Here is a 12,901-nt window from a genome sequence, read left to right on the forward strand (position 1 = left end):
AGGGCACCAGCGCGGAACCAACCGCTTGTGCCAGTATGTCGCGGCGGGCCGGGATCTCCTGCCCGGCGATCCCTGTCTGGGGGAGGACCTCGGGGGCGAGGGCGAGCCTGCGTTTGGCCTCGCCGATGCCGATCCTCAACCGTGCCCGCAAGAACTCGGCCGCGTTCCGGTACCCGTCATCCAAAACACTGGCCTTGGCCGCGGAACCCCAACTAGCTGATCCTGTTCCTGCCACGGAAGCCTCGCCACCCACGGAAGGGGTGCAGCGTGCTTCACCATCGGGCGCCGGAGCACTGGCAGTTCCCGTCCTAATCAGCGAAGCTGCCGCGGCGTCGGTTCCAAGCTGCGGTGCTGTCCAGCCTGTCCGCCATTCCGGCGCTGCTGCCGAGGACCCCGGACCGGCCCGTAGTGCTTCGGTCCGGGCCCGTTCCACCGCGCGGGCAGCAACAACTTGGAGGTACTCCAGTACCCGTGAGACGTCCTCGACCTTGCCGGCAAAGTCAGCCGCGTCTTCGAACCCAAACAGGGAAGCCTCGCCGGGAGCGGACCGGCGGGCAGTGTCCAGAAGTGCCGCGCTGTGGGTAAGAAGCGCCTTCAGGTCCAGCCCGCCAGCCGCGTTGGGGTCCGGACGCTGGGTGTCGAAACGTTGGACTGGTTGAGCAGGCTTGGAGCCCTGGCTGGTCCGGGGATTCCGCTGTGGTTTAGGGATCGATCCCGTATTTTGGGCCGAAACGTCGGCCGGGCCGGGGTTGGTATGCGATGAAGCCCGGGCGGACTTGGTCTTGCCCTTTAGTAGCCCAGCGCCGTGGAAGTGGCCGACCCAGGTGACGGGCGCTGTCGAATCCTTGAACCCGGCCTTCAGCAAGTCCGGCATGCTCAAGGAGCGCCGTGACCGGACGGCGGACAGGGCAGCGACAGCAGGGGACAATTCCCCCTTCAGTGCTGTCAACTGCCCTTGATCTTCCATAAAAACATCATGTCAGGGGGGTACGACATTATTAGCTGACCATGGATGACGTCCGCAGGCACCCGAAAAAACAAGACAGTCATGCCGAAGTGAGAGCAGCCAACGCCATCTGTTCCAGGATGGGCCTGGCTGACTTTGCGGCAATTTTCCTGCCGTGGTGGCGCACCGAGTGGGGTGTGGAGTTGATCAAGCCAAAGGCTGCGTGCGCCCGGACGCGGAGGCCGGGGACATCGGCGTCGGTATGGATGCGGGCAAGGACGTCCACCCACGTTTCAACGTAACTCCGCTGGAGGGACCTGACTTCTGCCTGGTCGGCATCACTGAGACTTCCGAAGTCCCGGTCCTGGACGCGGATGACGTCGGGATTGCTGAGCGCGAAGTCAACCTGGAACTGGATCAGCCCCTTCAGGGCGGTCAGGGAATCGCCCGACTCTGACACCACCCGTAATCCACCGTCCAGCAAGTCCCGGCTGACGCTGAGGAGAAGTTCGCCGAGGACCGCTTGCTTGCCGGGAAAGTGCCGGTAGACGGCGGGTCCACTGACGCCCGCTGCGGCGCCGAGATCCTCAAGCGACACGCGGGTAAAACCGTTCTCCGCAAAAAGTCCCGCGGCAGCGGACAACAACGCCAATCGTCGGAGTTCCTTGGCCTGCCCCCGTTGCGTGGCGGCGGCACGGGTGCCGTTGTTGCTTGCTTCCGGACCTCCGGTCACTTTTCCTCCTTGGCGCCAGGGCTGACCCGATACTTGCGGGATTTGCCGTGCTGGACATCACAGTTAATAAAGACTAACCTAAATTTCAGTTACGAGGCACTAACCGAAATGGCCTGTGGCCGGGAATGGGACAGGGGTCAATGGAGACAATTGCCAGCCTGATGGGAACCGCCGGCGGCACCTTTGAAGCCAACCACGAGGCGCAGTTGGCCCTGGTGGCAGAACTGAAGGAACGCCTGGCGACGGCGGCCCTCGGTGGTCCGGCCGCGTCGCGTGAGCGACACATCGCCCGGGGGAAACTTCTGCCGCGGGAACGCATTGACTATCTGCTGGATGACGGCAGCCCCTTCTTGGAGATCGCTCCTTTGGCTGCCAATGGCATGTACAACGACGATTGCCCGGGTGCCGGGGTCATAGCGGGCGTTGGCCTGGTCCATGGCCGCCATGTCCTGGTGATCTCCAATGACGCCACAGTCAAGGGCGGCACCTACTATCCCATGACGGTGAAAAAGCACCTACGGGCCCAGGAAATCGCCTTGGAGAACAAGCTCCCGTGCATCTACCTCGTGGATTCAGGCGGAGCCTTCCTGCCCAAGCAGGACGAGGTGTTCCCGGACAAGGAGCACTTTGGCCGGATTTTCTTTAACCAGGCCAAGATGTCTGCGGCCAAGATCCCGCAGATCGCTTCCGTGATGGGGTCGTGCACGGCCGGTGGCGCCTATGTGCCGGCCATGAGCGATGAGACGGTCATTGTCCGTAACCAGGGCACCATCTTCCTGGGTGGCCCGCCCTTGGTCAAAGCCGCGATTGGCGAGATCGTCACCGCCGAGGAACTGGGCGGCGGGGACGTCCATTCAAGGATTTCCGGGGTCACCGACCACCTGGCCGAGAACGACCAGCACGCGCTGGAGATCGTTCGGGACATCGTGGCCACGTTACCGAAGCCGGCGCAGCCGGCATGGGACATACTCGACGTCGTCCTGCCGCCCGTCGTCGATCCTTCAGGGCTTTACGGTGTGGTTCCCACGGACGTCAATGCACAGTACGACGTCCGCGAAGTCATCGCGAGGCTTGTGGACGGTTCCGAATTCCACGAGTTCAAGAAGAACTACGGCACCACTCTGGTGACCGGGTTCGCGCACCTGCACGGCCACCCCGTGGGCATTGTGGCCAACAATGGCGTCCTCTTCAGCGAGTCCTCGCTCAAGGGCGCCCACTTCATCGAGCTCTGCGATCAGCGCGGCATTCCCTTGATCTTCCTGCAGAACCTCTCAGGCTTCATGGTGGGCAAGGACTACGAGCAAGGCGGCATCGCCAAGAACGGCGCCAAAATGGTCACCGCAGTGGCTACAGCCCGGGTACCCAAGCTGACGGTGGTCATCGGTGGTTCCTTCGGAGCGGGCAACTATTCCATGTGCGGCCGCGCGTACTCGCCGCGGTTCCTCTGGATGTGGCCGGCCGCCCGGATCTCCGTGATGGGCGGAAATCAAGCGTCGAGCGTCCTGGCAACAGTCAAAAGGGACCAGTATGAGGCGGCCGGCCAGGAATGGTCCACCGAGGATGAGGAAGCCTTCAAAGCCCCCATCAAGCAACAGTATGAGGACCAAGGAAGTCCGTACTACTCCACTGCCCGCCTGTGGGACGACGGCATCATCGATCCCGCCGACACGCGGCGCGTCCTGGGGATGGCCCTGGACGTTGTCTCCCGCCAACAACTGCCGGAGACCTCCTTCGGTCTCTTCAGGATGTGACCATGACCCTGCCAACAACCACAGCCCCACCCACCCCGGCCATCGCTGCCCGAACCTTCAGCGCTGTCCTCGTAGCAAACCGCGGCGAGATCGCTTGCCGCGTCATCCAGACACTGAAGGAGATGGGCATACGCTCCATCGCTGTGTACTCGGACGCAGACAAAGACGCCAGGCATGTGGCCCTCGCCGATACCGCCGTCGCCATCGGTGGCACGGCACCAGCCGAAAGCTACTTGAAGATCGGCGCCATCATCGACGCGTGCCGCCGCACCGGAGCTGAAGCGGTCCACCCGGGCTACGGGTTCTTGTCCGAGAATGTGGAGTTCGCCAAGGCGCTTGACGCCGCGGGTATCACCTTCATAGGGCCGGGAATCAATGCCATTGACGTCATGGGCGACAAAATCCGTTCCAAGAACCACGTCATGACCTACGGCGTGCCCTGCGTTCCCGGCATCGCACAACCAGGACTTACCGACCAGGAACTGATCGATGCTGCAGCAGCGGTAGGTTTCCCCCTCCTGATCAAACCGTCCGCGGGTGGTGGCGGCAAAGGCATGCACGTGGTGGAACGGGCTGAGGACATGGCGTCCACGCTCGTCACAGCGAGGCGCGTGGCTGCATCCGCTTTTGGCGACGACACTCTCTTCCTGGAACGGCTCATCAGCACGCCCCGGCACATCGAGGTCCAGGTGCTGGCGGACAACCACGGCAATGTGATCCACCTCGGCGAGCGCGAGTGCTCACTCCAACGACGCCACCAGAAGGTCATCGAAGAAGCGCCGTCGGCCCTTTTTGAGTCACTGCCCGACGGCGTGGAGCAGAGGGCCCGTATTGGCGAGGCGGCCTGCAACGCGGCCCGTTCGGTCAACTACAGCGGTGCCGGTACCGTCGAATTCCTGGTGTCCGACGAGCACCCCGACGAGTTCTTCTTCATGGAGATGAACACCCGCCTTCAGGTGGAGCATCCTGTCACTGAGATGGTCACCGGCATCGACCTCGTTGAATGGCAGGTGAGGATCGCCGCCGGTGAGGTGCTCACCGTGGCGCAGTCCGACGTCGTCCTCCAAGGCCACGCCGTGGAGGCGCGGGTTTACGCCGAGGTCCCGGAGCGGAACTTCATGCCATCGATGGGTAGGATCGTGGCGCTCGCAGAGCATGGTCCCGCGGACGCAACCGTTTCGGGCCGGCAACAGGCGCAGGCGAACGTTCGGATCGATTCCGCCATGCGCGACAACCTGGAGATCACAGGGGACTACGATCCCATGCTGGCCAAGGTCATCGCATGGGGTGAGGACAGGATGGCGGCGCTGGATACCCTTGACGCTGCGCTGGGCCGGTACACGCTTCTTGGGGTGGATACGAACGTGGAGTATCTGCGGTTGCTGATCAACGATTCCGAGGTCCGCGCCGGGCAGTTGGATACCGGATTGATCGAGCGCAAACTTCCGTCGATGTCGTTCCGGCACGCAGGTTCGGACGAACTGATCGCTGCCGCCCTCACGCTGTGGCTGGAGCGCACGGGATCGGCGCCGGCGGGGGACGCCTGGGCAACACCGGACTCCTGGCGTGTTGGTGCCCGGGGTGCCTGGACTGCCACGCTGGGGATTCCCGGAGGCAGCGTTGCCACGGTGTCCGTCACCGAAGAGCACGGTACCGTCACGGCAAGCATCGACGGCGGGCAGCCGGTCAACGTCCGGGTAGCGGACCGCCGCGTGGATGGGATTGTCCTGGAGTTCGACGGCGGCCTTGTCACCTACGCGGTTGGCGTGGTGCCACGAGGGCAAAACGGTGTCAGCGGGCTGGGCACTGTCCGTGAAATCCACCTCGGCACCGATGGCTGGTCCTGCAGGCTCGAGGTCCTGAACCGTGCCGGGCGTCTGCGGCGGATGCTTGCGGGCATCCAGCGCGATGAAGGGGCAGCGGACCCGGAAGTGCGCTCGCCGATGCCCGGAACGGTGGTGTCGGTGTCGGTTGCCGATGGCCAGATGGTGGAAGAGGGCCAAGTGCTCCTGGCTGTCGAGGCCATGAAGATGGAGCATCATCTGGTGGCGTCCGTCGCTGGAACCGTCCACCTCACCAGCAAACCCGGCGACCTGGTCAAGGCCGACCAGGTGCTCGCCACCATTCACGTGGACGCAGAGACCACAAGCACAGACAAGGAAATCCAAGCATGAGCACCTTTGAACTCAACGAGGAGTACCAGGACCTCAGCGACTCCGTCCGCGAGTTTGCCGACGAGGTTGTGGCTCCCGTGTCCGCCAAGCATGACGAAGAGCACAGCTTTCCCTACGAGGTTGTGAAGCAGATGGGGGAGATGGGCTTGTTCGGCCTGCCCTTCCCTGAGGAGTTCGGCGGAATGGGCGGCGACTATTTTGCCCTCGCACTGGCATTGGAGCAGCTGGGCCGCGTTGACCAGTCGGTGGCCATCACACTCGAAGCCGGTGTCTCGCTGGGCGCCATGCCGGTGTACCGCTTCGGAACGGACGCGCAGAAGGAAGAATGGCTGCCGGAGTTGGCGTCCGGACGGTCCTTGGCCGGGTTCGGCCTGACGGAGCGCGAAGCAGGGTCTGATGCCGGCGGCACCAAAACCAACGCCCACCTGGAAAACGGCGAGTGGGTCATCAACGGCAACAAGGAGTTCATCACCAACTCGGGCACGGACATCACCACCCTGGTGACGGTCACTGCAGTCACGGGCGGGAAGCAGAACGCGGACGGCAGCACCAAGAAGGAGATCTCCACCATCCTGGTACCAACGGACACGCCCGGGTTCAGGGCGGAAAAGCCGTACAACAAGGTGGGATGGAACGCCTCGGACACGCACCCGCTGACCCTGGACAACGTCCGCGTTCCCGAAGAGAACCTCCTGGGCGAGCGAGGCCGCGGCTATGCGAACTTCCTGTCCATCCTTGATGAGGGACGCATCGCCATCGCTGCCTTGGCCACCGGTGCGGCCCAGGGATGTGTGGACCTGTCCGTGAAGTATGCCAAGGAACGCAGCGCCTTCGGACAGAACATCGGCAAGTACCAGGCCATCCAGTTCAAGATCGCCCGGATGCAGGCCAGGGCCCACACCGCACGTCTTGCTTACTACGATGCCGCCTCCCGGATGCTGGCAGGTAAGCCGTTCAAGACCGAAGCGGCCATCGCTAAGATGGTCGCAGGCGAGGCAGCCATGGACAACGCGCGGGACGCCACCCAGGTGTTCGGCGGCTATGGTTTCATCAATGAATTCACAGTGGCGCGCCATTACCGCGATTCCAAGATCCTTGAAATCGGGGAAGGCACCACCGAGGTCCAGTTGATGCTCATCGCCCGCGAGCTGGGTCTGTAACCGTACGGGAAGGATCAAGGATGATTGACAAGGTTGTTGCCAGCGCCGCGGAAGCGGTAAAGGACATCCCGGACGGCGCCTCTCTGGCTGTGGGAGGGTTCGGCCTCTGTGGTATTCCCGTGTCCCTGATCGAGGCCCTTCACAGCCAAGGCACCACTGATCTTGAGACAGTCAGCAACAACTGCGGCGTGGACGACTGGGGCCTGGGCATTCTCCTGAAGGACGGTCGCATCCGCCGCACCATCAGCTCATACGTGGGTGAGAACAAGGAATTTGCGCGCCAGTACCTGGCGGGGGAGCTGGAAGTCGTCCTCACCCCGCAGGGAACTTTGGCGGAGAAGCTCCGCGCCGGTGGCGCCGGTATCCCGGCCTTCTACACCAAGGCCGGTGTGGGAACCCAGGTGTCGGAGGGTGGGCTTCCGCAAAAGTACGACGCCGATGGGAACGTTGCGCTGGCCTCGTCGCCGAAGGAGGTCCGCGCCTTCAACGACGCCGACTACGTCCTTGAGGAGTCACTGACTCCGGATTTCGGGTTGGTTCATGCATGGAAGGGTGACCGGCACGGCAACCTTGTGTTCCATGCAACGGCCATGAACTTCAACCCGCTCTGTGCCATGGCGGCAAAGACCACCATTGCCGAAGTGGAGGAATTGGTGGAACCCGGGGAGCTTGACCCTGAGCATATTCATACGCCGGGAATCTTCGTCCAACGGGTGGTGCTGGCGACCTCCAGCGAGAAGCGGATAGAAAAGCGGACTGTGGCGCTGGCCCCCACTACGGGCGCAAGCCAGGCTGACTCAAGCCAAGCGGGCGCAAGCCAGGCAGGAGCGGAACGATGAGCGACAACACATTCCACGACATCCCGCCCCGCCCGGAAGCCGTCCGGCACGAGTACCGTCGCGCCGACGTCGAACATCACGAGGCCAAAGGCTGGACCCGCAACGAACTGGCCGCCCGCGTCGCCAGGGAGCTCACCAACGGTCAGTACGTGAACCTTGGTATTGGCATGCCCACCCTGATCCCCAACTACATTCCCCACGGCGTGGAGGTCATCCTGCACTCCGAAAATGGGATCCTGGGCGTCGGTCCTTACCCTGCGGAGGACAGGATTGATCCGGACCTCATCAACGCCGGCAAGGAAACCGTCACCACGAATGCGGGGGCCGCGTTCTTCGATTCGGCGGCGTCCTTCGGCATGATCCGCGGCGGGCACGTGGACGTCGCTGTGCTGGGAGCCATGGAGGTGGCTGCCAATGGGGACCTCGCCAACTGGATGATTCCGGGCAAGATGGTCAAGGGCATGGGCGGCGCCATGGACCTGGTGTTCGGTGCCAAGAAGGTCATTGTCATGATGGAGCACGTGGACCGAAGCGGCCGACCGAAAATTGTTCAGGACTGCACGCTGCCCTTGACAGGTAAAGGGTGCGTGGACCGGATCATCACCGACCTGGCCGTCATCGATGTCGTCAAGGACCAAGGTGACCCTCGATTGGTCCTTCGCGAACTGGCCCCCAACGTCACTCTTGAGGACGTCCTCGCAGCAACCGGAGCCGACCTGTTCGAGGAAGACCAGGAGCTCACCGTATGACCCGGGTTGTTGAGCAGCGGGGGTTGTACTTCGACGAACTCGAAGAGGGCGTGATCTACGCCCATAAGCCCGGGCGGACCGTTACTGAAGCCGACAACGTTCTTTTCACGACCATGACCATGAATACCCAGGCGCTGCACTTGGACGCGGCGTGGAGTTCCACCCAGCCCTTCGGGCAGCGGCTCATGAACTCCATGTTCACCTTGTCCACCATGGTGGGGCAGTCGGTGACCCAGCTGACCCAGGGGACAATCATCGCGCAACTCGGACTGACCGACGTCACCTTTCCGCACCCGCTGTATCACGGCGATACCCTGTACACGGAAACGGTGATCACGGAAAAGAGGCTATCGTCCTCCCGACCCGGTCAAGGCGTGGTGACCATGCAGCACACCGGCCGCAACCAGGATGGGTCGGTGGTGGCGTTGGCCACCCGGACGTGCCTGATGTGGACCAAGGAAGCGCACACGACGCAGACTTAGAACATAGCGCCGCCACGGAACACAGCACAGCCATAGAGCCGCTCCAGTCCCTTGCCAGAACTACAAGCTAGGAATCCGCATGCCTTCTCCCGACCCGTCGTCTCCCTCAGCGGTTCTGCCGTTCACCATGGGTCCGGCCCTCCTGTTCTGTCCAGCTAACCGGCCGGAGCGTTTCAGGAAGGCAGCCGACCGGTCCGATGCCGTGATCCTGGACATCGAGGATGCAGTAGCGCCGACGGACAAGCCCCAGGCCCGCAAAGCGATTCTTGAGCAGCTGGGTGCCGGCGAGCTGGATCCGGGCAGCACTATTATCCGGGTGAACCCTGTGGGGACCCCTGAGTTCGAGCTCGATCTCCACACGCTGGCGAAGACGCCCTACCGGACCGTCATGCTGGCCAAGGCCGAAAATGCGGACCAACTCAAGGCCCTGGCCGGCTACCAGGTCATTGCGCTCTGCGAGACAGCAGCGGGCATCGTCAATGCCTCTTCCATTGCGGCCGAGCCGAACGCCGTGGGACTGATGTGGGGTGCTGAGGATCTGTTGGCTTCCCTGGGCGGGCTCTCCAGCAGGAACGACGACGGCGGCTACCGGGCTGTCGCACTGCACTCACGGTCCGCCGTGCTGCTCGCCGCAAAGGCAGCGGGCAAGGAAGCCATCGACTCCGTGTATGTGAACATCCCGGATCTTGAAGGGTTGTTGGCAGAATCCCACGATGCCGTAGCCAGTGGATTCGGTGCCAAGGCCTGCATCCACCCCAACCAAGTGGCCGTAGTGCGGGAGGCCTACGCTCCCTCCGCGGAGGTGGTGGCCGAAGCCACCGAACTCCTGGACGCAGCGGCAGCCGCGGGCACGGGGGTGTTCCAGTTCAAGGGCAAGATGATCGACTGGCCCATCCTTAAGCACGCCCAAGCGACACTCCGCCGGGCCGGGCACCCCTTTCAAGGCACAGGCACCTAGCGAGGTGACAGTTAATGCCCATGTCCGTCGACGACATGGGCATTAACTGCCACCTCGGCGGGCGGTCAGAGCGCTAGGCGCGTACCGGCGTCGACAGGGCCGTCAGTTCAACGGCGGCTGGCCGTGCTGCCTCGCTCGTGATGGTTACCGCCTTCCCGCTTTTGGCCGATTCAAGCACCGATTCCATGACTTCCAGCGCGTGGAAGGCCAGTTGTCCGCCCGCGCGGGGTTCCTGGCCCGCAGGGGTAGCTGCGAGGTCGGCGATTCCGAAGCCGCGGCCCGAGTCCACGTAGCCGGCCGAAACGGGGAGCGTCTCCCAGTCCCCGGCGCCCAGCGCGAAAAGCTGTACATCGCCGTCGAAGTGGTTGGGGTCCGGGACGATCAAGGAGCCCCTTTCACCATGGATCTCGATGTTGGGGCTCTTGGTCTTGACGGCGTCGAAGCTCATGAACAGGGTGGACAAAGCCCCTGATGCATGGACCAGGACGCCGGTGACGTGCGAGTCAATGTCCACTGGTACCGTCTGTCCCTGCCGCGGGCCCGAACCGATGGTGCGTTCGTTCCGGGTATGGCTGGCAGCCCCCACCACCGACACCACCGGACCCAACAGGGTGACCAGGGCCGAGACGTAGTACGGTCCCATGTCCAGCAGGGGACCACCGCCGGGCTGGTAATAGAAGTCAGGGTTGGGATGCCAGCGCTCATGGCCAGGAGTTGCCATGGTGGCCGTGGCGGAAACGGGCGCCCCGATCAGGCCGTCGTCGATTGCCTTGCGGGCGGTCTGGATCCCCGTACCCAACACAGTGTCAGGGGCGCACCCTACTGCAACTCCAGCCGCTGCGGCAGCGGACAGGACGTCCCGGGCCTCCGCCGTGGTGGCAGCCAGCGGCTTCTCGCCGTACACGGATTTGCCGGCGGCGATGGATCTCAGCGCGATGTCGGCATGGGCCGCAGGGATGGTCAGGTTCAGGACCAGATCCACGTCCTCGGCGCCGAGGAGTCCGTCCACGGTCAGTGCCCGGACGCCCTCGTAGGAGTCGGCGACGGCCTGCGCCCTGGCCGGGTCCAGGTCTGCGACGGCCACCAGGTTGATGGAATCGAGCCGGCGGAAGTTGGTCAGGTACTGCGCGATGATGGCGCCACAGCCAATCACTCCAACGTTGAGCGGCGCATCGGTGCCGAACTCCTTGGCCGGGGTTATCGGGACGCCCACAGCATGCCCCTTTCAATGATGGTGCGGACGTTGCTGTCCTGGAGGATTTCCACGCGGTGGCCGGGAGTGCAGACGAAGATCCTGCCTTCGCCCCACTGACGTGTCCAGATGGCAGGCGAGGTGACCTCACGGTTCCACGGATCCCATTCGCGCACTTTTTGCGTGGTGGTGGCCAGGACGTCGATGTAGTCATCGGACAGGACCCAGTACTGCTCCGTGACGAGGTCGAAGTCGCTGATTCCCTGCGTAATGGGGTGGTCGGCCGCACCCGGCAGCATGTTCACCGTGTAGGGGACGTAGTTGTCGGACTGCTCGCCGATCCGCTCGTCCGCGTGCTTGCCGGGGTGGCAGGCAAACTGGCCGCCGATCAGGTGCAGGTAGTCCGAGTTGTTTCGGTAGGAATCGGCGATGCCCCCGTGCCAGCCGGCCAGGCCCGTGCCGTTTTCGACCGCAGCGCGGAGACCCTCGAATTCGTGTTTCTCGATGGTCGTCATGGTCATGCATTGCACTATCAGGTCCACGCCCGCCATGTACTCGGAGTCGGCATAGATCTTGGGGGATTCTTCCACCCGGACGTCGTAGCCGTTGTCCTTGAGATAGGGGATGAACAGTTCGGTGGCCTCCACCGGCTGGTGGCCGTCCCAACCGCCTCGGACCACCAACGCTGTCTTGTTCTTGTTTGTCATGTTTTCCTTTCAGACTTTCTGCCAGCGGCTTGAGTTATCCGCGCTCGCCTCGACGGCGGCCAGAACCTTTTGGACCTGCAGAGCGTCAGCGAACGACGGCGACGGCTGCTCACCGGCCCCGATGGCGGTCACGAGGTCCACCACCTGATGCGTGAAGCCGTGCTCGTACCCCAGCCCATGGCCGGTGGGCCACCAGTTGCCGACGTAGGGGTGGGAAGGCTCGGTGACCATGATTTTTCGGAAGCCCGCGTCCGGTTCCAGGGCGGCATCGTAGAACTGGAGGGAGTTCATGTCCTCGAAATCGAAGGCAAGGGATCCCTTGGTACCGTTCAGTTCCAGGCGCATGGCGTTCTTGCGGCCCAGGGCAAACCGGGTAGCTTCGAAGATGCCGATCGGGCCGGCGCCGGCACCGGCGTCGTGCCTCCCCTCAAAACGTGCCGTAAACAGCGCAGCATCGTCCACGGTGACCGGCCCCTTGGGGCCGTCAGAGCCGCCGTGGCCGCCCAGCCCCACAAAATCTCCGCCCGCCGGGCGTTCCTTGACGAATGTCTCCAGCAAGGCCGAGACGCCGCTGATGTTCAGGCCGGTGATCCACTGTGCGGCATCGATGCTGTGCGCGCCGATATCGCCCAGTGAACCGGAGCCGGACTTGGATTTATCCATCCGCCAGGTCAGTGGCGCATCCGCGTCGCTCAACCAGTCCTGCAGATACTGTGCGCGGACGTGGCGGATGTCGCCCAGCCGGCCGTCGTCGACCATCCGCTTGGCCAGTGCCAAGGCCGGCGTGCGGCGGTAGCTGAATCCGCACATGGACAGCACCCCACGGTCGGCTGCTGCCTGGGCCACTGCCGTCATCTTCTCCGCTTCCTCCACGGAATTGGCCAGGGGTTTTTCGCAGAGGACATGTTTTCCCGCTTCAAGAGCGGCGATGGCGATTTCGGCGTGGGTGTTGCCCGGCGTGCAGATATCAATGAGGTCGATGTCGTCGCGCTCTATCAGGCGACGCCAGTCGGTTTCGGTTGAGTCCCAACCAAATTTGCTGGCTGCTGCCCGGACACCGGCTTCGTTGCGGCCGGCCACGGCAGTCAATTCAGGCCTCAGCGGCAGGTCGAAGAAGCGGGGCGCTGTCCGCCAGGCGTGGGAGTGGGCGGCTCCCATGAATGAGTAGCCCACCATGCCTACGCGCAAGGGTCGTGGCTGTGTCATATGT

At 63.5% G+C, this 12,901-nt stretch carries 11 protein-coding genes and 1 pseudogene; 7 read left to right on the forward strand and 5 right to left on the reverse strand.

The annotated features are described in order from the left end of the window. Positions 1-967 (reverse strand): annotated as a pseudogene (locus RQH14_RS16180) (HNH endonuclease); the annotation flags it as partial. Between the two features lie 79 nt (positions 968-1,046). Beyond that, positions 1,047-1,679: a TetR/AcrR family transcriptional regulator gene (locus tag RQH14_RS16185; RefSeq protein ID WP_311214185.1), complete on the reverse strand. Its 633-nt coding sequence runs from the start codon at positions 1,677-1,679 to the stop codon at positions 1,047-1,049. A gap of 140 nt (positions 1,680-1,819) precedes the next feature. On the opposite strand from RQH14_RS16185, the gene RQH14_RS16190 reads away from it, so the two are divergent. The 7 genes from RQH14_RS16190 to RQH14_RS16220 all read left to right on the forward strand — a co-directional run bounded on the left by RQH14_RS16190 (position 1,820) and on the right by RQH14_RS16220 (position 9,792). Next, on the forward strand, positions 1,820-3,430 hold the full coding sequence (locus RQH14_RS16190) for a carboxyl transferase domain-containing protein (protein WP_311214186.1): 1,611 nt from the start codon (positions 1,820-1,822) through the stop codon (positions 3,428-3,430). A gap of 2 nt (positions 3,431-3,432) precedes the next feature. Further along, complete coding sequence (locus RQH14_RS16195) at positions 3,433-5,604, forward strand: biotin carboxylase N-terminal domain-containing protein (RefSeq protein ID WP_311214187.1); 2,172 nt, start codon at positions 3,433-3,435, stop codon at positions 5,602-5,604. Then, positions 5,601-6,764 (forward strand): acyl-CoA dehydrogenase family protein, encoded by a 1,164-nt coding sequence (locus RQH14_RS16200; RefSeq protein ID WP_311214188.1) that lies wholly within the window; start codon positions 5,601-5,603, stop codon positions 6,762-6,764. Before RQH14_RS16195 ends, RQH14_RS16200 begins: the two co-directional genes overlap by 4 nt. A 20-nt stretch (positions 6,765-6,784) precedes the next feature. After that, positions 6,785-7,603 carry a CoA transferase subunit A gene (locus RQH14_RS16205; RefSeq protein ID WP_311214189.1) on the forward strand — a complete coding sequence of 273 codons (819 nt, stop codon included), beginning with the start codon at positions 6,785-6,787 and terminating at the stop codon, positions 7,601-7,603. Continuing rightward, positions 7,600-8,352 (forward strand): CoA transferase subunit B, encoded by a 753-nt coding sequence (locus tag RQH14_RS16210; RefSeq protein ID WP_311214190.1) that lies wholly within the window; start codon positions 7,600-7,602, stop codon positions 8,350-8,352. The genes RQH14_RS16205 and RQH14_RS16210 overlap by 4 nt, the downstream gene beginning before the upstream one ends. Beyond that, positions 8,349-8,834, forward strand: coding sequence for a MaoC family dehydratase (locus RQH14_RS16215; RefSeq protein ID WP_311214191.1), 486 nt, complete (start codon positions 8,349-8,351; stop codon positions 8,832-8,834). The genes RQH14_RS16210 and RQH14_RS16215 overlap by 4 nt, the downstream gene beginning before the upstream one ends. A gap of 79 nt (positions 8,835-8,913) precedes the next feature. After that, positions 8,914-9,792 (forward strand): CoA ester lyase, encoded by an 879-nt coding sequence (locus RQH14_RS16220; RefSeq protein ID WP_311214192.1) that lies wholly within the window; start codon positions 8,914-8,916, stop codon positions 9,790-9,792. Between the two features lie 73 nt (positions 9,793-9,865). Here the strand turns inward: RQH14_RS16220 and RQH14_RS16225 are convergent, their stop codons facing one another. The 3 genes from RQH14_RS16225 to RQH14_RS16235 are packed head-to-tail and all read right to left on the reverse strand — an operon-like array spanning position 9,866 to position 12,897. Beyond that, the gene (locus RQH14_RS16225; protein ID WP_311214193.1) at positions 9,866-11,005 is read right to left on the reverse strand and encodes a Gfo/Idh/MocA family oxidoreductase; all 1,140 of its coding nucleotides are present in this window, start codon (positions 11,003-11,005) and stop codon (positions 9,866-9,868) included. Further along, entirely contained in the window at positions 10,990-11,691 is a 702-nt protein-coding gene (locus RQH14_RS16230; RefSeq protein ID WP_311214194.1) for a ThuA domain-containing protein, read from the reverse strand. The genes RQH14_RS16225 and RQH14_RS16230 overlap by 16 nt, the downstream gene beginning before the upstream one ends. A 9-nt stretch (positions 11,692-11,700) precedes the next feature. Beyond that, positions 11,701-12,897, reverse strand: a complete 1,197-nt coding sequence (locus RQH14_RS16235) for a Gfo/Idh/MocA family oxidoreductase (RefSeq protein WP_311214195.1) — start codon at positions 12,895-12,897, stop codon at positions 11,701-11,703. Positions 12,898-12,901: the final 4 nt, after the last annotated feature.

The sequence above is a fragment of the Arthrobacter sp. WCS2018Hpa-7 genome, from assembly GCF_031843805.1.
Taxonomy (GTDB): Bacteria; Actinomycetota; Actinomycetes; order Actinomycetales; family Micrococcaceae; genus Arthrobacter.

Coding starts and splice junctions, on each gene's coding strand:
- RQH14_RS16190 (WP_311214186.1), top strand. CDS start 1,820: ATGGAGACAATTGCCAGCCTGATGGGAACCGCCGGCGGCACCTTTGAA.
- RQH14_RS16195 (WP_311214187.1), top strand. CDS start 3,433: ATGACCCTGCCAACAACCACAGCCCCACCCACCCCGGCCATCGCTGCC.
- RQH14_RS16200 (WP_311214188.1), top strand. CDS start 5,601: ATGAGCACCTTTGAACTCAACGAGGAGTACCAGGACCTCAGCGACTCC.
- RQH14_RS16205 (WP_311214189.1), top strand. CDS start 6,785: ATGATTGACAAGGTTGTTGCCAGCGCCGCGGAAGCGGTAAAGGACATC.
- RQH14_RS16210 (WP_311214190.1), top strand. CDS start 7,600: ATGAGCGACAACACATTCCACGACATCCCGCCCCGCCCGGAAGCCGTC.
- RQH14_RS16215 (WP_311214191.1), top strand. CDS start 8,349: ATGACCCGGGTTGTTGAGCAGCGGGGGTTGTACTTCGACGAACTCGAA.
- RQH14_RS16220 (WP_311214192.1), top strand. CDS start 8,914: ATGCCTTCTCCCGACCCGTCGTCTCCCTCAGCGGTTCTGCCGTTCACC.
- RQH14_RS16230 (WP_311214194.1), bottom strand. CDS start 11,691: ATGACAAACAAGAACAAGACAGCGTTGGTGGTCCGAGGCGGTTGGGAC.
- RQH14_RS16235 (WP_311214195.1), bottom strand. CDS start 12,897: ATGACACAGCCACGACCCTTGCGCGTAGGCATGGTGGGCTACTCATTC.